General features: G+C 62.3%; 18 protein-coding genes and 1 pseudogene. 6 read left to right on the top strand and 13 right to left on the bottom strand.

Translation table 11 applies throughout. The features are described 5' to 3' along the window. The 7 genes from groEL to FJ934_RS17930 all read right to left on the bottom strand — a co-directional run. On the bottom strand, nt 1–1,405 hold a 1,405-nt coding region (gene groEL / locus FJ934_RS17960; RefSeq protein WP_140610913.1), incomplete at its 3' end, for a chaperonin GroEL. 77 nt (nt 1,406–1,482) lie between these two features. After that, nucleotides 1,483–2,280, bottom strand: a complete 798-nt coding sequence (locus tag FJ934_RS17955) for an iron-sulfur cluster assembly protein (protein WP_140610912.1) — start codon at nt 2,278–2,280, stop codon at nt 1,483–1,485. Nucleotides 2,281–2,285: 5 nt separating this feature from the next. Continuing rightward, complete coding sequence (locus FJ934_RS17950; RefSeq protein ID WP_140610911.1) at nt 2,286–3,308, bottom strand: amidohydrolase family protein; 1,023 nt, start codon at nt 3,306–3,308, stop codon at nt 2,286–2,288. Nucleotides 3,309–3,382: 74 nt separating this feature from the next. Continuing rightward, on the bottom strand, nt 3,383–3,754 hold the full coding sequence (locus tag FJ934_RS17945) for an MmoB/DmpM family protein (protein WP_027045792.1): 372 nt from the start codon (nt 3,752–3,754) through the stop codon (nt 3,383–3,385). Between the two features lie 17 nt (nt 3,755–3,771). Next, entirely contained in the window at nt 3,772–4,830 is a 1,059-nt protein-coding gene (locus tag FJ934_RS17940; RefSeq protein ID WP_140610910.1) for an aromatic/alkene monooxygenase hydroxylase subunit beta, read from the bottom strand. A 47-nt stretch (nt 4,831–4,877) separates the two neighbouring features. Next, complete coding sequence (locus FJ934_RS17935) at nt 4,878–5,939, bottom strand: 2Fe-2S iron-sulfur cluster binding domain-containing protein (protein WP_140610909.1); 1,062 nt, start codon at nt 5,937–5,939, stop codon at nt 4,878–4,880. Between the two features lie 51 nt (nt 5,940–5,990). Next, a complete protein-coding gene (locus tag FJ934_RS17930) occupies nt 5,991–7,658 on the bottom strand; it encodes an aromatic/alkene/methane monooxygenase hydroxylase/oxygenase subunit alpha (protein ID WP_056565045.1) in 1,668 nt (555 codons plus the stop codon). 562 nt (nt 7,659–8,220) lie between these two features. Between FJ934_RS17930 and FJ934_RS17925 the strand changes: the two genes are divergently transcribed. From FJ934_RS17925 to FJ934_RS28050, 4 genes are read left to right on the top strand one after another with little or no spacing between them, the layout of a single operon-like run. Continuing rightward, nucleotides 8,221–8,697: a hypothetical protein gene (locus tag FJ934_RS17925; RefSeq protein WP_140610908.1), complete on the top strand. Its 477-nt coding sequence runs from the start codon at nt 8,221–8,223 to the stop codon at nt 8,695–8,697. Then, on the top strand, nt 8,694–9,014 hold the full coding sequence (locus FJ934_RS17920) for a hypothetical protein (protein WP_140610907.1): 321 nt from the start codon (nt 8,694–8,696) through the stop codon (nt 9,012–9,014). Before FJ934_RS17925 ends, FJ934_RS17920 begins: the two co-directional genes overlap by 4 nt. 13 nt (nt 9,015–9,027) lie before the next feature. After that, nucleotides 9,028–10,155, top strand: a complete 1,128-nt coding sequence (locus FJ934_RS17915) for a WD40 repeat domain-containing protein (RefSeq protein WP_140610906.1) — start codon at nt 9,028–9,030, stop codon at nt 10,153–10,155. A 33-nt stretch (nt 10,156–10,188) separates the two neighbouring features. Further along, nucleotides 10,189–10,362 (top strand): hypothetical protein, encoded by a 174-nt coding sequence (locus FJ934_RS28050; protein WP_181165666.1) that lies wholly within the window; start codon nt 10,189–10,191, stop codon nt 10,360–10,362. Nucleotides 10,363–10,763: 401 nt separating this feature from the next. Here the strand turns inward: FJ934_RS28050 and FJ934_RS17910 are convergent, their stop codons facing one another. The 4 genes from FJ934_RS17910 to FJ934_RS28045 form a co-directional block, all read right to left on the bottom strand. Beyond that, nucleotides 10,764–11,897 carry a substrate-binding protein gene (locus FJ934_RS17910; protein ID WP_140610905.1) on the bottom strand — a complete coding sequence of 378 codons (1,134 nt, stop codon included), beginning with the start codon at nt 11,895–11,897 and terminating at the stop codon, nt 10,764–10,766. Between the two features lie 72 nt (nt 11,898–11,969). Beyond that, nucleotides 11,970–12,242, bottom strand: a complete 273-nt coding sequence (locus tag FJ934_RS17905) for a hypothetical protein (RefSeq protein WP_140610904.1) — start codon at nt 12,240–12,242, stop codon at nt 11,970–11,972. 90 nt (nt 12,243–12,332) lie between these two features. Further along, complete coding sequence (locus FJ934_RS17900) at nt 12,333–13,910, bottom strand: HD domain-containing phosphohydrolase (protein WP_140610903.1); 1,578 nt, start codon at nt 13,908–13,910, stop codon at nt 12,333–12,335. A gap of 60 nt (nt 13,911–13,970) precedes the next feature. Then, complete coding sequence (locus FJ934_RS28045) at nt 13,971–14,219, bottom strand: hypothetical protein (protein ID WP_181165665.1); 249 nt, start codon at nt 14,217–14,219, stop codon at nt 13,971–13,973. Nucleotides 14,220–14,350: 131 nt separating this feature from the next. Between FJ934_RS28045 and FJ934_RS28450 the strand changes: the two are divergent. Continuing rightward, nucleotides 14,351–14,670, top strand: a pseudogene (locus tag FJ934_RS28450) (transposase); the annotation flags it as partial. 196 nt (nt 14,671–14,866) lie between these two features. Here the strand turns inward: FJ934_RS28450 and FJ934_RS17885 are convergent. After that, nucleotides 14,867–15,685 (bottom strand): phytanoyl-CoA dioxygenase family protein, encoded by an 819-nt coding sequence (locus FJ934_RS17885; RefSeq protein ID WP_140610901.1) that lies wholly within the window; start codon nt 15,683–15,685, stop codon nt 14,867–14,869. 85 nt (nt 15,686–15,770) lie between these two features. On the opposite strand from FJ934_RS17885, the gene FJ934_RS17880 reads away from it, so the two are divergent. Next, a complete protein-coding gene (locus FJ934_RS17880) occupies nt 15,771–16,670 on the top strand; it encodes a LysR family transcriptional regulator (RefSeq protein ID WP_140610900.1) in 900 nt (299 codons plus the stop codon). A 55-nt stretch (nt 16,671–16,725) separates the two neighbouring features. Here the strand turns inward: FJ934_RS17880 and FJ934_RS17875 are convergent, their stop codons facing one another. Then, nucleotides 16,726–18,087 carry an FAD-linked oxidase C-terminal domain-containing protein gene (locus FJ934_RS17875; RefSeq protein WP_246671548.1) on the bottom strand — a complete coding sequence of 454 codons (1,362 nt, stop codon included), beginning with the start codon at nt 18,085–18,087 and terminating at the stop codon, nt 16,726–16,728. Nucleotides 18,088–18,270: the final 183 nt, after the last annotated feature.

Below are 18,270 nucleotides of genomic sequence, written 5' to 3'. Positions count from 1 at the left end.
TCCGCGTCACCTCGGCGACGACGGCTTCGGGATCGGCGCCGGCATTGGCGGCAATGCGCCACAGCGGCCGCGACAGAACCGAGCGCACCAGGCGCACGCCTTCGGCGGTATCGCCGTCCACCCCGGCCGCCACCTTGTCGAGCAGCGGCGCGATCTGGGCGAGTGCCGAGCCGCCGCCGGCGACCACGCCCTCTTCGGACGCGGCGCGCACCGCATTCAGCGAATCCTCGATGAGCTGAATGGTTCGCTTCTGCTCGACCGGCGTGACCCCACCGGCATAGAGGATTGCTGTGCCGCCGGAGAGCTTGGCCAGGCGTTCGCGCAGCTTGTCCTGGTCGATATTCGGCGGCGAGGCTTCGTACTGCCGCTGCACCTGGGCGCGGCGCGACGCGATTGCGGCATGATCGCCGCCGCCGCGAATGATCGAGGTGTAGGACGAACTGGTTTTCACCCGGTCGGCCGTGCCGAGATCCTCGGCGGTGATGTCTTCCAGTCGGCCGCCGAGATCGCGCGCGATCACCTTGCCGCCGCTGATGATGGCCAGATCCTCCATCATCGCCTTGCGCCAATGGCCATATTCCGGCGGATGGACCACGAGGTATTTTCCCGGCCCTTGCTTGCCGAGCAGCGTCACCACCACTTCCGGCGACATCTCCTCGGATACGATCAGCAACGGCCGGCCATTCTCGTCGGCAATGCGGCGAACCGCATCGAGCTGTCCCGGCTCCTTGATCTTGAGGTCAGTCATCAGGATGTAGGGCCGTTCGAGAACCGCCTCCATCTTCTCCTGGTCGGTCACCATATGATGCGAGAGATAGCCGCGTTCGAAGGACATGCCCTCGACGACGTCGAGCGTGGTCTCGGTGGTGACGCTGAAATCGGTGGTGATGACGCCTTCGGCACCCACCCGCTGATGCGCCTCCGCCACAAGGGCGCCAAGTTTGGCGTTGGTCGCCGCAATGTTGGCGACCGACGCCAGGATGCCGTTGTCCTTGGCGGGTCTGGCGGAAGTCTTGAGCGCGGCCACCACCGCCGCCACGGCAAGGTCGATGCCCTTGCACAGATCGACGGATTTCACCCCGCGCTCGTTCGCTTCGACGCCGCCCTGGATCAGCGCATTGGCGAGCACGATGGCTGTCGTGGTGCCATCGCCGGCGACCTCGTTGGTCTGCATCGATACTTCGCGGACGACTTGCGCGCCCATGTTTTCGAAACGGTCGTGCAACTCGATCTCGGAGGCGATGCTGACACCGTCGCGGGTCACCATCGGCGTGCCGATCGGCCGGTCGATCATGGCATTCATGCCTTTAGGGCCGAGCGTCGGCTCGACGGCGGCGGCGAGCCGGAAGACGCCCCGGGCGAGAGCGCGACGAGCTTCGGAATTATGAAGCATTATCTTGGGCATGATTCCTCCTTCCGCCTTACGGGCGGGTTGTTGGTTAGGGGCCTCGTGCAAGGGAGGCCGTTGCTGTCGGCTCTGCTTCAGGCGGTTGGTGCAACTCGCACCGGCACGCGATCCATGATGAAATCGACCAACGTCGGTTCGCCGTCGACCACATCCAGTTCCTTGTATCTGGTCTGCTTGAGTCCCCGGCACAGCGCGCCGTTGAACTCCATGTTGATGCGCACACCGCGCAATTCGGCGTGGTAGGCTGTGAGGGCGGCAGGCGGTATGGGTTGCCCTTCCCAGGTCACGAAGGCGGGTTCGTCAGCCCTGCGGCCGGGAAAACGCTCAAGCAGTGCCGCCCGGTATCTCGGCTTCTGTTTGGCTGCCTCGCCCGGCTCGAAACGCGCGACGTCATATGCCGGCAGGTCCATGCCGAGGATTTCGCAATCGGTAAGACCGTGCGCCTTGAGGCCGCGCAGAAGTGCCTCCTGTCGCCGCTTGAAGGCCTTCATCGCGAAGGTTTCGCGCAAGGCGCCGAGATCCTGATCCTCGGCAAGCACGGCGAAGATGTCGCCGAACGCCTTGCCGGCCTCCATGCCGCGATTGACCTCTTCGGCGAACATGTGATCGTGCAGCTTGACGCGATAGGCCGGTGACCAGGAAAGCTGGTCGAGTGCCTTGCGCACACCGTCCAGCATCAGGAACGCGAAGTTGGGCGAGCACCAGTAGGTCGGCAGCCGAAAATCTATCTCCACGCTGCCATCGCCCTTCACCTCCGCTCGCTCGACGAAGCCCATCTCGGTGACGGGCTCGTCGAGTTCCGGGTCGTTGACCTCACCAAGGCGCCGCCAGAGTTCCTTCTGGCAGTCGCCGGAAATGCTGGCGGTTGCCATGGCCCTTACTCCGCCGCGATGCTGAAGGGCGAGCTGGCGAGCGCCTTCTTCTTGGCTTCGACGTCGATGTCGTAGAGACGCGCGGCGTTGAGACCGAGGATCTTCTCCTTGATCTCGGCGGTCAGTTGCACACCGCGTTCGGCGGCGATGTCTTCGGGAATCTGGTAGGCCCAGAATTTCTCGACCAGCCAGCGCGGCGTCCAGATCGCATAGTCGGAGCCGAACAGGATCTTCTCCGGCCCGAGCCAGAAAAGAAGCTCGGCGATGACCTCGCCGAAATAGCGCGGGCGTGCGTGGATAAAGGGCAGTGCCACCGCCAAGCCGCCATAGACGTTGGTTTCCTGCGTGGCGATCCAGCAGAAATCGTCGAGACGCGGCAGGCCACAATGCTCGACGATCCAGTTGAGGCCCTGGAAATCCGTCGCCGCGTGGTCAACGTCATGCACGTCGAAGGCGTCCTTCGAAAGTGGAATGATCGTCGGTCCTTTGTGGACGTGAATGTTGCGGATGCCGAGCTTGTCGCAGAGTTCGAAGCATTTGTAGGCATCGGGATCGGTGAGCTTCCAGCCCTTGGAGGCGCCGTTCCACTCGGCCGTGTACATCTTCACGCCCTTGACGTTATAGGTCTCCTTGAGGAAGTGGATGTACTCCAGCGCCTTCTCGCCATCGCGCGGGTCGAAGGCGCCGTTGACGATGAAACGCTCGGGGTAGCGCTTGGCCACCTCGGCATTGCGCTCGATCGTGTTGAAGCCGTTCTTGTAGAAATCCTTGAGATAGGTCGACTGGACGATCGCCATATCGTCGGGACCGTCGATGAACAGGTCGCGATAGAGATCGTCGGCGCTGTATTTCTCGAACTTCGACTTCTCCCACAGCTGTTCCTTGGGGCTCAAGCCCGTGTGGTAGGCATAGAAGCACTCGATGAACTGCTTGCCGTGGATGTTCTTCTGGTTCTCCGGGCTGCCGTCCCAGAAATGGGTGTGGCCGTCGACCACGAAAATGTCCTTGCCTTCCGGTGTTCTGTACATTGTTGCCTCCGCAGCAAATCGCGTTGAACGGTTCGGCGCGCCGCACCCAGCGGCGCGCCAGATTTTTTCGGTGGCTATTCGATGTATTCAAACATCTCGTCCATGTTGCCGAACAGGATCACGGTGTTGTCGTCGACACGAACCATGCGGCCGTAATGGGTGGAGGTGTTGACCTCGAAGGTCTCGGCCGAGATCTCACGGCCGAGATATTCGCCGATCGCGTCCATCTTGAAGATCAGCTTGCCGTCGCCGTCGATGCGGATCAGAGCCGGCTGGTAGGTGATGGTCACCCCAGGCTTCTGCCCCATGAATTCGGCGATGGCGCGTGCCTCGACCGAGTCGTTCATGGTGACGCCGCACTGATGCGAAATCGTCTGCTCGAAGGTGATATCCTTCATCGCCTTGAAGATGTTGGAATGCGTTGCGTCGCGTGCAGATAGTGACATGACGATTTTCTCCTGTTTCAGCGCTTGAGGCCGAGTTCGCCAAGGATCTGGCCAATCCGTTCCTCGGATTTGGCACGGACATCGACGAATGCGACGGGCTTGGAATGCGGCATCGACCAGATCGGCTGCAGGCCGGTGGCTGCCTTGTCGGCAAGTGCGCCGTGCTTCTTGACCCAGCCCTGGAAAAGCTTCTTGTTCGCCGCGCCGTATTTCTCGTCGTTGGCGAGCATGTGGATCAGGTCGATCGTGTTGGCGAGGTTGCGCTCGTAGTCCGCCTCGGCCGCCGAGATCACCGCAGGCGTGATGAAGTCGTGGTTGGCGGCGGCGATCTGCATCAGGAAACCGGAGCGGAACACCTCGCCGACCAGCGGCTCGAAGACGATGTTGATGGCGAAATACTGCTCGAGATAATCCGTCGCGCCCATGATGGTCTCGACCGCTTCGCGCGTGCCCTGCCAGTTCTTGTCCTCGAGCCAGGCCTTCTTGCCGAGTTCGTCGTCCCAGCCCGGCAGGTCCATGCCGATCTCGGCAAGGTAGAGCGTGATGTCCTGGGCAAGCCGCAGCTTGTATGACGAGTTGGTCAGCGTCGCGTTGTTGATCATCTGGGTGTAGCCGTAACGCTGCGCCTGCATCAGCGAGGTGCCGAGCCCGAATTCGGCATGTTTCCAGGCGCCGAGCTGCGTCTGCAGGATCTTGACCCAGGCCTTGTCGAAGGTCTTCGGCGCACCCGACTTGCGGGCATTGTTGATGACGCTTTGCACCATCGTCTCGATCTTCGACTGGCGCTGGTAGTGCGTGCGCTCCCACTCCTGGTCGGGGGCGCGGAAGGCATGCCAGTTGGAGCTCTGGGCGGCGGTGTTCTGCTTGACATAGGCGCCCTTGCCGTCGGCGAAGGAGATGATCCAGTCCTGGATCAGGTAGCGTTCCGGATCGGGCTGAACGTCGACCGTCATGTCTTCGTAGTGTGTGGCACGCTGGCCTTTCGGCTCGAAGTACCGGTATTTCCGGCTGTCGGAGTCGGCGAAGATCGCGGCACCAGCGGCACCGGAACCGACTGAACTCGATGTTGCAGGCATAGTCTCTCTCCCTTGTTGCAGTTGTGGTTGGCTTGGCACGACCGCCCTCAATGGGCCGGCGTTGCACCTGCCGATGTGGTGAATTTGTCGAAGAAGATCCGCTCGGTCTCGAAGCCGTTCATGAACAGCACCGGCTGCAGCGCATCGATCATCGGCGGCGGGCCACAGGCATGGACATCGCCCTGCCCGTCGACCGCCAATTGCTTGAGCTTGGCATCGACACTCTGGTGCACGAAGCCACGCTCGCCTTGCCATTCGGCGTCGTCATTGGCGTGCGACAGCACGGGAATGAAGGTGACGTCGGAATGATTGCCGACCAACTCGGCGATCCTGTCGAGATAGAACAGGTCGTTGCGGGTGCGGGCGCCGTAGAAGAAATAGACCGGACGTTTCTCGCCGCTCTTCAGGTGGTCGTTGAGGATCGACCAGATCGGCGACATGCCCGAACCGGCGCCGACCAGGATTAGCGGTCCTTGCCGTTCGTCGCGGCGGAAGCAGGTTCCGTAGGGTCCGACGACGGTGACTTCGGCTCCGGCCCTGATGCCTCCGGAATCGAGTTCTCCCGAGAACTTTCCTTCGGGGTATTTTTTGATGATGAAGGAGAGTTTTTGGGTTTGGTCCGGCGTATTTGCCATGGAGAACGAGCGCGTAATCGTCTCCCCTTTTTGCGTGGTAACCGTGATGTCGACATATTGCCCCGCCCAAAACTTCATCGGCGAGCCGAGTTCGATCTCGATGCCGCGAATGTCGTGGGTCAGCTGCTCGATGCGAGCAATCCGGCCCTTGTATGTTTTAACGGCGATCGCCTTCGCCAGAATCTCCTCGTCATAGTTGAGAAGCTCGACTTCCAGGTCGGAGTAGGCGATGCAACGGCACAACAGGACGTGCCCGTTTTCCTTCTCCATGTCGTTCAGCGCGAAGGTCGAGTATTTCAGCATGTCGACTTCGCCTTCGAGCAGCACGCTTTTGCAGGCCGAGCACTGCCCCTCCTTGCAGCCGTGCGGCAGCGCGATGCCCTGACGAAACGCGGCGTTGAGCACCGTTTCGCCATTCTCGACATCGAACTCGACACCGACTGGGCTGAGCCTGACCGTGTGGGTTTCCGACATACGGACCTCCAGTGAAAGCAAGGGGCGGGATGAACCCGCCCCCTGGCCTGATCAGTTGCAAGGATTGATGGTGAAGCCGGCCCGGTATTCGGCCAGATGCTTCTCACGGTCCGCGGGCGACATGGCACGCAGCGCGTTGAGCGGCGATCCGAGCGTGTTGCCGCGCACATCGTCAAGCGTCCACATCTCCTTGTCGTCGAAGCGCAGATGCGGTTGCGGAACCAGCGTCTTGCCGTCGGAGCGGACGAAGTTCAGGTCCTTGATGGCATCAGCCAGGTCCCAGCCGTCATAGAGCGTCTCCCACTCGCGCTTGCCGCTGAAACGGCCCATCGCGGGCGTCGGACGGCCCTCATACTCGTCGTTGAAGGCGACCATCGTGGTCCAGCGGTCGAGCTCGTGAGCGAATGTGTAGAGTTCGCCGTTGATCTCGCCGACCACCATGTCCTCGCGGATCAGGCAGGGGACGAGGCAAGACCAGCAGCGGTGCGGATAGACGTAGCCGACATCGCTGTTGAACAGCAGCACCTTCTCGCCCTTGTGGCTGAGCTTGGCGTACCATTTCCAGAAGTCGCCGAATTCGGCGTACCAGCCCGGATACTTGTGCTCGAACCACTCGAAGTCCTTGTCCGTCTGGGCCTCGATGCGCCAGAAATTGACCGGCCAGCCGACCGCGAAGAACTGCCCGACCTTGTGGACGTAGTTCTTCTTGGTGATGCGCTCCCAAGCCGCCTGGACGTCGTCGTGATGGACCTTGATGCCGTATTTCTCGAGCGGCAGCATGTAGGTGCGATAGTAGTCCTCATAGATCCAGCGGTGCCACATTTCCGCGTAGGACTCCTTGTTCTTATCGCGGTTGGTGGTGCCGTATTCGATGAAGGTGCCGATGGCCGCATCGACGATCGCGTGGTTCTGCCAGAAGGCGTAGCGCAGGTCGCGTTCAAGCAGCAGATGGTTCTCCGGCTCCTTGAGCGCCGCCATCAGCAGCGAATGGCCATTGCCGATATGCCGGCTCTCGTCCGACTGCACCGACAGGAAGACGGTCGGCAGCGCATAGTCGCCGTTGCGGGCGGCCTCCGAAGGCATGGCGACGAACAGCGTGTTGGTGAAGGCGGTCTCGGCCACCACGGTCAGGTACATGCAGGCGGCGGTCATCGTGTCGCCGGTGATGAAGCCTTCGGCGAACTGCCGGCCGATGGTGGTGGCGTAGCACTTTCCGAAGGCTTCCTCGGTGATGTCGAAGCCGGCCGGGTCGATGTAGTTCTCCATGTACCATTTCTTCAAATTCATCTGGATCGTCGAGTGACGGAACTCGTCGATCATCTGCATGGTGAAGCCGGTTCTGAGTTCCTCACCGGGCGCGATGCGGGCAACCATCGCCATCGAGCGGGCGGCGGAGATTTCGGGGAAGGGAATGATGGCCAGGAAGAGCTTCATCCACTCGACCCAGCGCGGTTCGACGTTGCGGAACATGTCGCCGCGCAATGCCGCGTCGAGCGCGCCATAGACGCGATTGTCCTTTTCTTCCTGCATCGGGAAATAGGACCGCAAAACCTGTTTCATCGGGTCGCGCGGCGTCTTGTTGATCTTGTAGTCGGTCGGAAACGTCATCGCTTCCTGCACGTAGGAAGGATTCCAGCCGAGGTCGGCAATCTTCTTGGTCGCCTCGCCCACGGAGATTCCGCGCTGCGAGGTAATCTTGTTGAGCGTCAGAGACGTCATCTCATAAGCCTCCACCAGGTTTGAGCCGCGGGTCCCTTGACCCCGGCATGAAGCGGCACAAAAGCACCGCCAGTGAGAGTGCGAACGGCGTGACAAGGGGTTGCGCGGCAACGCGCTCGACAAGGTCGGGCCGTTCAAGTGGATCGGGCAAAGGTGTTCGAGGCGTCTGGCGTGAGCTGCGAAACGCCGATCGCATCTGCGATGGCGTATCGAAGCCGATGTCCTGCTTCCTCCGGTCCTTCGTTCTTTTGGCCCGGCGTCAAAGCGCGATGGGCTTCTTGTGCAAGAGACAAAGCAAACGTCGTGCCAGTTTGGCGACAATGCCCATAGCTGGCACTCACAACAAAATTCCCGCTCTTTGCGCACATGGGCAGGTGCAAACTGTAACCTTATTTTACAAATGTAACTTACGCATGTAATATTTAGCGTTATTTCGCATATGCGAGATATGCAGTTAGCAATCGCAGCAAATATCAAAATTCACCTCAAGCTATTTAACTTGTCATTCTTCTATACTACTTGGAGACGGCGGCCGGTGATGTCCTGGCGCTGGAGAAAGATCATGGCGAACGGTAAAGACAGCCAGCGGCCACCGGGGCCGATGTCCAGTCAGGCCGACGGCGTCACCGGCGATCTTGTCAGGCTGATGCCGCGCGATCTCGTCTTCGTCATGCGCTTCATGGGCGAGAGCCAGCACCGCCTGCAGAGCCATTTCCAGGACTTCATCAGGGGCGAGCTAGCAGCCGGCGGCGTGACCACGGAAACGCATCCGATGATCCATCTGTTCATCGAGAGCCACGCGATCCTGTTGCGCGACTTCGTGTTTTCCGGCGTTTCACTGACGCGCCAGTTCCGTGTCGAGGAGATCGAGCGCTTGACCGGCGACACGACATCGATGATCCGCGTCGACATCTGGGACCAGCTCAAGAGCCACATCGAGACGGCCGAAAAGCAGTTCCAGTCGCAGGCCGGCACGCTGCCCAGATTGCTGTCGGCCTTCGAAAGGCCGCTCGGGCCGATGGCTGGGAGGGAGAAATGAGCGGATCCGAAACCGCTGCGCGTGACGCGCTGCTCGCTCGCCGGCTCGATCTTGTCGCCGGCGTTTCCATCCTCACAGCGGAAGCACTGCGGCTCAACCAGAAACGCGCCGGCATCGAAATGGAGGTGCTGCGCCTCGAGTTGGGGATCGGCAGAAGCGGCGCCAGCGAGCAACTGGTGCGGGATTTGCATGAGGCTGAGCAGAGCGCGGCGGCGATCATGCAGGCATGTGCGGCTTGCGAGGAGCGCATCGTGGCCGCCGAAGGCGATGTCGACGACGTCGATCGCCGGCTTGCCGCGATGGCGAACAAGGAGTGATGGGAGTGACACTGTGAACCAGCAGACGATGCAGAACCTGACCTTGTTTGATCTTCTAGCGCGCAGCTGGCGACGTCCGTCGGCTATCGCCGATCTTTGCTTCAGCGCCGATGGCTCAGCAGTCGCCTTCAGTTCCGTGGACGGAACCGTAGCCATCGCCGCGGTTACCGATCAGGAGCCGCCGGAATCGCGGATGCGAGTGAGCGGCGACCTCGGGCAGACGACAATCCGGCCGCGCGAAAAGCCGCCGGTGCCGTTGATCGCGTCGGCCGCGTTTGGCGATGGCGATGTGCCGATTATTGCCTATGGGCATTCCGGTTTCCTGGCCGGCGCGGCCAGTGGCGAAGTGCAACATCTCAGCGCCGGCGGCGACGTCGCCGCCCTGCCGATCAGGGTGGACGGACCGATTGTCGCCCTCGACCATAGCGCCAGGACTGATATGACGGCTGCCAGCCATGGGCACGATGTGTTCCTGTCGCGCAGCCAAGACAATGCCGTGCCGCTAAAGAACGCGACGACATCGCCCGCAAGCGCACTTGCCTTCTCGCCTGGAGGACGACGCCTCGCCTGCGGTCTCGATGACGGATTGTCGATCTGGGCGGTTGAGGGAGACGCCGTCCTGATCCGCGAATCGTCTCTTCCAGCCCGACCGGTATCCATCCGCTGGAGCGGCGACGGCACATGGCTGGCCTGCGGGCTCGAAACGGGTGGCTTTGCCCTTGTCAACCTGGCCGATGGCCGCTCCGGCATTGTCGCGGGGTTTCCATCGCCGGTCCGCACGATGTGCTGGAGCCGGCCGGGCAATGCGCTGTTCGCGTCGGGCGCGTTCCGGATCGCCGGCTGGTCAATGACCGCCCCGCCCATTGACGGCGAAACCTCCGGGGCTCTTGAAACAGGCCGCGCCGGGCTGGTTCTGGTGGAAGCGGTGGCGGCGCACCCTGAGAAGAAGCTGATTGCAGCCGGCTACGCCAATGGCCGCATCGCTGTCGCCCAGATCGGCGGACGCGACGAGCTTCTCGTCAGGCCATTGGGCAGTGCGATCAGCGCGCTCGCCTGGTCGGGTGACGGTCGGCATTTGGCGGTTGGCGCGGTCGACGGCACCGCTGCGATCGTCACCTTCCCGGCACAGATGTTCAAATAGCGGACGCGGATCCGCGCAAGACAGGAGGATATAATGCAGGCTGAACTGAGCGCCGAGGAGAAGAGCAAGGACGCGTTTTTCGAACAGCTGGCAAAACTGTCGGAAGAAATGGTCGCCAAGCACGGCAAGGATTTCAGCATGGGTGCGCTGGTGCTCGCGGCGCGCTGGATTGCCGAAAACCGGGTTGGACGCTTGAAGACCAACTAGGAAGTTTCGTTGGCCTTGTGGGCGGTCGAGCGTCCCGGTGGACAATGGTCGCAACTGTCCTGCCCTTCAGCCGGCCACGATAAGACAACGGACATCTCCAACGGCGGAACTGCGCGGTGCACTGCCTCTGCGCCGGCCCGCTAGGCATTCGAACTGAACGCGGAGGGGACTGTTTGACACGCTGAGTACCTAGTTTGAAAACCCTCTGCTGAGGATCAACCATCCCATTCGCACGTCGCTTTTGGCAGGTTAGGTTCACTGGTCGCATGGCCGACTTGCGGCGCAGTGCTGTCCCTCCTTGTCGGCTCCGTTGGCGGCCAGCAACGTACCAGCCGCCATCATATCGTTCGAGCGCCTCGGCTGCCTCTTTCACCGGATCGCCCAGCTTCGCGCGCTAGCTGTCAGTTGGCGCCGGCCGCCGCAATTTCGTCGGCAAGCACCCACTCGTTTGGATCGATCGGGCCCAGGTTTTTGACCACCCGGAAGCGACCGCCATACGCCTGCGCGATGTACATGTTCATGCGAACATGGTGCTGGCCGGGAATCATTTCGGCCGGGCCGCCCGGGCCCTCGCTGATGCGGGCATGATCGAGTGCCCGGATGACCGCATCGCGCTCAACCGTGCCGGCTTCCTCAACCGCCGCTTCCCACATCCTGATCGCCCGGTAGTGGCCGGTGCAGCCGCTGCCTGCGGTCAACATCGCGCTGCCCGGGAACCGGTCCTCGTAGCGAAGCAAGAGTGCACGGCCAAACGGATCATCGAGTTCCTGATAGTAGTCGAGGCAGCTGTAGAGGCCCTCGATCTGCTCGGAAGGCACGAGATTGAAGAAGTTCTCGTCGAAGTATGTGCAGACGATCTTGCCGCCGCGCTTGCCGAAACCGGCCTTGTGCAGTTCGTCGAAGAACGGCGTCAGGCCCGGCGGAACGATGGTGTTGAACACCACGTCGGCGCGACTCGCCATGATCTGCTGCACGGTCCGCCGGAAATCGGTGGTATCGAGAGGGAAGTACTCCTCGCCGACGATCTCGCCGAAGTTGGCGCGCACCACCCGGCTCGCGGCTTTGTTCAACAAATGCGGCCAGATGTAGTCGGCCGACGGCAAATAGAACCGCTTTGCCCCGGTGCTCTTCATGAGCCATGGGATCAGCGGTTCGACCTGCTGCGCGGGCACGGGACCAGTGCAGAAGATCAAGGGATCGTTTTCCTGTCCCTCATACTGCTCGGTGTAGATGTAGAGTGTCTTGCCCCGCGTGACCGCCTCGCTCTTGATGGCCTGGCGGGTCGAGCTGTAGATGCCGCCGACGACCACGTCGACCTTATCGACGTCGATCAGTTTCGCGGCCCTTGCCTTGGCGACGTTTTCGGTGGTCTCGCCGTCCTCGATGACGAGCTCCACCGGCCGGCCGAGGAGGCCGCCATTGGCGTTGATGTCGTCGACGAGCATGGTCGCGAGGTTCGCGTTGGCGATGCCCATAAAAGACAATGGGCCGGTGAGTTCGGCAATGAGGCCGATCTTGATTGGTTTCGGGTCCATCTGATTTCTCCGATTGTTGGGGTTGGTCGGGCGCACCGCTGCCGGGCGGCAGGCGGCGCGCGGCGCGGGACGTCAGGCCTCGTAGTGGCCGAGCAGCAGTGCCGCCTGCGGCTTGCCGACATGGCCGGCCTCCTGCAGGATCGCCGGCACCTCCGGATCCGACACGAAGTTCTTCCAGCCCTCGGCGTCCCAGTCGAAAATCGCCCAGACGCGGTCGGCCTCGCTGGGGTCGCGGAACACGGTTGCACCGTTCGAGCCGTGCAGCCGGCGCTTGTCGGCGCCCTTGGTCGAAAAGATACGGATGAAGTGGTCGACGTCCGCCACCTTGGTCGTTGCGAGAAGCATCTGATTTCCTCCTGTCGGTCGGGGCCATCATTGGTCCGTCGACAGGAGCACGATGCGCGCCCCGGAGCAGGCGCACATGGGGTGGATTCCCTATGCCTGCGTTTCGCCCGGTCGGATAAGGCCATGCTCGACCGCATAGAGCGCGGCGGCGGCACGGGTGGTCACGCTGATCTTGGAATAGACGCTCTGGATATGGTGGTCCGCGGTCTTGGGCGAGATTTCCAGCTTCCGCGCCGCCTCCTTCGCGGTAAGTCCGGCGGCGATCAGGCGCAGCACCTCGATCTCGCGCGGCGTCATGCCGGCCAGCGGCCGCGGCGCCGCCCGGCGCGACGGCTGCCCTGCGAAGGACAACACGGCCTCGGCGGCATCGGAGCAGATACAGCCCTCGCGGACGGCAGCGCGCAATTGCGTCGCCGCCGCCTCGCTGGACAGCGCCCTGCGGTGAGGACGTTCCTCCCGCGATGTCTGGAACGCCTCGGCAGCCGCCAGGATCCTCGCCGCCGGCGACAGGTCGGCGCCGCCAACCTTGCGGTGATAGCCAGAGCCGTCGAGCCGTTCGTGATGGCGCAGCACGAGCGTGGCAATCGCATCGCTGTCGCGGCCTAAGGAGGTCAGCGCCCGCTCGCCGTAGTAGGCGTGCAGCTGCGCAGCGTCGCGCTCGCGCACCGACAGCGGACCGTTGCGCATCCAGGTCGCGACCGGCACCACGAGTTCGCCGAGGTCATGGATGCAGCCCGACCAGCGCAGCGCGCGGACGTCAGCGGCGGGCAGCCCGACCTGTGTCCCCGCACCCGCGGCCAGTTCCGACACCATCCGCGAATGGCCGTGCGTAAATGGCATGCGCATATCGATCATGTCGGCTATGGCGAGGAACGCCTGGTCGCAGGCCGCCTCGTCCAGCGTCACCGGCGGATCGGGCTCCAGCGCCAGGATTGTGTCGCGGTCGACAGTCGCGCCGATACCCTGCATCAACATCGCTGCATTGGTCGAGACGAGCCGGGCCAGCTCCGCTTCGTACGGACCGTCGGCGCGGCTGGCGATGGTTTCGGCCATTGCTTCGATACCGGCGGCGTCGCTGAGCGCAATAGCGTCCTGTGCCAATGTGATCAGGCGCACGGCTGGCAGAACATCCTCGCCGCTCAGCCCGCGCGGCAGGCCCTTGCCGTCCCAGCGTTCGTAGATCTGCCCAAGATTGCGCCGGATCTCGTCGGACAGTCCGAGCCGCTCGCCGATCCGCTGCGCGACCTCGCAATGTGCGGTGAGCACCGGGCGGGCCACCGCGATCGCTTGCCCCATCGCAGCCTCGATCGCCTTTGCGTGCGCGTCAGGCTCGAGATCGTAGTAGAACCGCTTGAAGGCCTGCACGAAGACCTTGCCCAGTTCCGCACGGTTGCCCATGTCGAGACCGACAAGATCCTGGCGAAGCGCGATTTCGTCGCCGAAGGTGGCCGAGAGCAGATCGGTATCGGCGTTGCAGCCGACATAACGCAGCATGGACTGGTGATAGGCGTTGCGCCGAACCTGTTCTGAAACGCCAGCAAGCTCGGCAATCCGCATTGCGAGCACGCAGGATTTGAGCGCGAAGTCACGCGAATGCCCGGTGGCAAGGTCCGAAGCATAGGCTAGGACCATCATGAAGTCCGCCCGGCGTATCGAGACATCCGTCATCGCATACCCCCAAATCGACGGCATGCTACGCCTGCACGCGGCTATCACCTAGGGAAATCCTTATCGTGCAAAAGCCGGTGCCGGCGGCTCGTTGGCTGGCTGCGACAGGTGAGAGCCGTAACCTCGACGGTGCCAAGCGCGGTAGTGGTGATAAAGATAGGTATCCGACATTACCCACCCCAGATCCTGCGCGAACTCATCGGCAGGACCAAGGTACTTACAAAGCGGTCCTTCGGCGTCGACCTGATAGGCGACTTCGTCACCGACGATCACATAGTGGGTTTTATCGATATTGGCGTCGACTACCACGTACCTTGATCGTCGGGTCTTGGAGCAACCAGATCTCAAGCGTCGGTCGCGAACGATGTCTGATTTCAGACGACGACGAGGCTGACTCCAACGGCCGACAAGCAGGCGCAAAGCTTTGGCGAACCGCTTCGCATCCAGACGATCCGCCACCCGGACGAGGCCGAAAAGGTCAGCCGAATACTCAGAAAACGCCAGTCATGGCGATGGTGCAACGGCCGGGTGACGAAACGCCGGGCGCTCCGACCGGCGATGCACGCCGCCTCGTGACCGGCCTTCCGCTCCGCGGTGCGGAGCGCGCGATCGAAACGCAGATTACGCCCCAATGCCCGCTCGAGAGCGATGGCGAACGCGTTCATGGCCATTTGGTGAGAGCTTCGCCGGGCATGAGACCGTGAAGCACTCCAGCGGCGAATATGTTCGCGATGCGGTTCACGTCATTTCGGTCGGCGGTGGTCAGAGGGCTCACGCTGCTTGAGGGGTCAGGCAGGCGATTGCGGCGAGAAACCGTCGTGCCGCCGAGCGTGGCGGTTACTCTACCATACCTACATTCATTCACCATGCGAAGGTGTGCAGCGTGATAAAGCCAGGCAACTTCGCCTTATGCCGTGGGGTTTCACGATGCTCGGTCGACCATCTTCCATGGCTGATCAGCCGACGTCGCGCACGGCTTCGCGGCGGAAGATCGTCGGGAACCAATCCTCGCGCAGCTTCTCGCCTGCCGACATGCCATGGCCGGGATAGGGAGGCGAGGTACGCCCGGGTCGCTGGACATAGCGGGCGTCGTCGCCCACGAGCCGCAGGGAGAAGGCCCTCCGGCGTGTTGCCGCTTCGTTGCCGCGTGCGCCATGAAGGGTCATATAGTTGAAGGCGACGGCATCGCCCGGCTCCATTTCCCATTCGCGGATGTCCATGCCCTCGGCATCGGGATCGGGGACTGGGATATAGGTGTCGCTATCGGCGTAGAAATTCTCTTCCGAGAGCCAGCGCGTCGGCAATACCGGTTTGGGCCAACGATGCGAGCCAGCGACGCAGCGCAGCGAGGCCTCGCGCACCGGATCCAGCGGCGACCAGAAGCTGACCGTCTGCATCCCCTCGACGAAGTAGTAGGGCCCATCCTGGTGCCAGGGCGTTGGCTTTGATGTGCCGGGCTCCTTGACAAGGACATGATCGTGGAAAAGCTGGACCGAATCCGACCTCATCAGTTCCGCGGCCACCTCGCCGGCCGCCGAGTGACGGATCACCTTCTCGAATTCGGGAATGCGGTCCCAATTGCAGTAATCGTCGAAGAAGCGGCCTGCTTCGCCAGGCTTGAGGTTTTCGGCGCCGTATTGACTGGGCTCCGCCATGTTGCGGGCGACGCCTGCCCGCAGCGCTTCGACGTGGTCCTTGAACAGCCCGCGCACGAGCACGACGCCGTCGCGCTGATAGGCCTCGATCTGTTCCTGTGCGACGAGTGGATGTGTCATTGCTTTCTCCCGATTTGATGGTTCGAGCAAACACGCACTCATTCATAGTTGCAAATAATAAGTATTTTAATATGCTTTTAGGCTAATGCTATACCTTACCCTTCGCCAGTTCGAATATGTCTCGGCCGTGGGCCGTTTCGGCAGCCTCTCCGGTGCGGCCGCGCAGCTCAACGTTTCGCAACCCTCACTTTCGGTCGCCATCACCCAGGTCGAGCGGCGTCTTGGGCGCAAGCTTTTTATCCGACGCAGGGGGGCCCCGGTCGAGTTGACCGATTTTGGTCGGGATTATCTCGCCAAGGTCGAGGACATCCTCTCGCAAGCCCGCCAGTTGGACGATCCTGCCCGCACCCGGCATGCGACTGTCGGCCGCCTGACCTTGGGCCTATTCGAGGATCTGGCGCCGCTTCACATCGGCCGCCTGCTCGGTGCCGTGCGCAGCAAGCTTCCAGGAGCGGAGATCCGCTATCGTATCGCCGATTTCGAGACGCTCGCCCGCGACATGCTACAGTCGCGCATCGACATCGCCGTGACGTTCGACCTCGGTCTCGACGCAAGTTTCCTGCGTCGCCCGCTCACATCCGTTCAACCCCACGCCCTGATGCGGATCGATGATCCCTTGGCTGACTTGCGGGAAGTCAGTCTCAAGGACCTCAGCCAACGCGCTTTGATCCTCTTCGAAGAAGGGCTGTCGGTTCGGCACGTCCTGGGCCTCTTCAGACGGATCGGTGCGGAGCCGGTCGTCCATCACAGAGTGCGGGCGCTAGAGGTCATGCGCAGCCTGGCCGCTCATGGCGAGGGCATTGGCATCGCCTATTCGGGCCCGCTGGGCGGATCCGCTTATGACGGAGAGCCGCTTGCCAGCGTTCCGATTACCGAGGATTTCGCCTGGGAGCCAATCATTCTCGCTCGCTCGCTCGACGGGGCGAAGAGCGCGATCGTGCATCCGGCTTCGCAAGCCATCGTTGACGCGTTTGACCATGCATGAGCAGGCCCTGCCCAATGCCTTCTATCGTCACTGCCTTGATGAGGTTCGCCAAGCGTCAGCTTGTCTTCTCAGATCGTTCGGGCAAGATCTTTCCCGGGTTCATGATGTTCTTCGGATCGATCGCAGCCTTGATGGCCGCCATCACGTCCAGCGCCGGGCCCATCTCGCGCTCCATGTAGGAGCGTTTGCCCTGCCCCACGCCGTGCTCGCCCGTACAGGTTCCTTCCATGGAAAGAGCGAGCTCGTTCAACCAGCCGATATAGGATTTGGCGGCGGCCCGCTCTGCCGGGTTCTGCGGATCGATGAGGATCAAATTGTGGAAATTGCCGTCACCGACATGGCCGGCAATCGGGGCAAGCAACCCCAGCGATTGCGCCCTCTCGGTCGCCGCGCCGATGCATTCGGCCAATCGCGAGATCGGCACGCATACATCGGTGCTGATACCCTTGGCGCCGGGCCGTAGACCCAGGACCGCCCAGAACAGGTCATGGCGCGCCTTCCACAGCCGCCTCCGTTCCTGCGGATCGGTCGTCCAGTCCAGAGCGGTGGCGCCGAACTCACGCGCGACCTCGCCAAAACGCACCGATAATTCGGCGACAGTGTCAGGTGTGCCGTGGAACTCGGCCAGCAACAATGGCATCTCCGGAAGGCTCAATTGCGAGTAGGCGTTGACCGCTTTGACCGTGGCTGCGTCCAACAGTTCGATCCGTGCAAAGGGGAGGCCGAATTGGAGTCCGCCGATGACGGCGTTGCTCGCATCTTCGACGGTTGGGAAGGAGCAGCGAGCCGCCGACACCGCCTCCGGAATGCCGCGTAACCGAATCGTCAGCTCCGTGATGATGCCGAGCGTGCCTTCGGAACCGACCAGCAGCCTCGTCAGATCGTAGCCTGCCGCACTCTTGCGCGCCCTGTGGCCGGTGCGGATCACCCGGCCATTCGGCATCACGGCCTGAAGCGACAGGACCGCGTCCTTCATCGTCCCATAGAGCACGGCTGTCGTACCCGAAGCACGGGTGGCGGCCATGCCGCCTAACGTTGCATCGGCACCAGGGTCTAGTGGGAAGAAAAGGCCAGTATCGCGCAGATAGTCGTTGAGGCGGCTGCGTGTCACGCCTGGCTGGACGACGCAGTCCATGTCTTCGGCATTGACCGAAAGAATGCGGTCCATCCGCGTCAGGTCGACGGAAATACCGCCGCTTGGTGCATTGACCTGACCTTCGAGCGAACTGCCCGCACCGAAGGGAATGATGGGCACGCCGGCGCCGCCACAAAGCGTGACGATATCCGCCACCTCCTCGGTGCTCTCGGCAAAGACCACGCCATCCGGGGGCTGGTTCTCGATCCAGGTGGCCGTGGAACCGTGTTGAGCACAGATGGCCGTACCGGTCTGGAAACGATCCGCAAACCGGTCGCGCATGGTTTGCTCGAACGCGTTGGGAAGGGTGGTTTGTCTCGACATGGCGCTCAACTGATTGTTAGTCCGCAGCCTGCTGGAAGGCTCTGGAATGGATCGAGGGACCACGGTTTGCGGCCGTGAAAAAATATCCTGTCGGGGTCATGATGGGCGACAAGGTAGCCGACCCGCGGGCGCCGGTGGATG

This window comes from Mesorhizobium sp. B2-4-12, assembly GCF_006441575.1.
Classification (GTDB): Bacteria; Pseudomonadota; Alphaproteobacteria; order Rhizobiales; family Rhizobiaceae; genus Mesorhizobium.
This window is presented reverse-complemented; position numbering and strand designations above follow the sequence as displayed.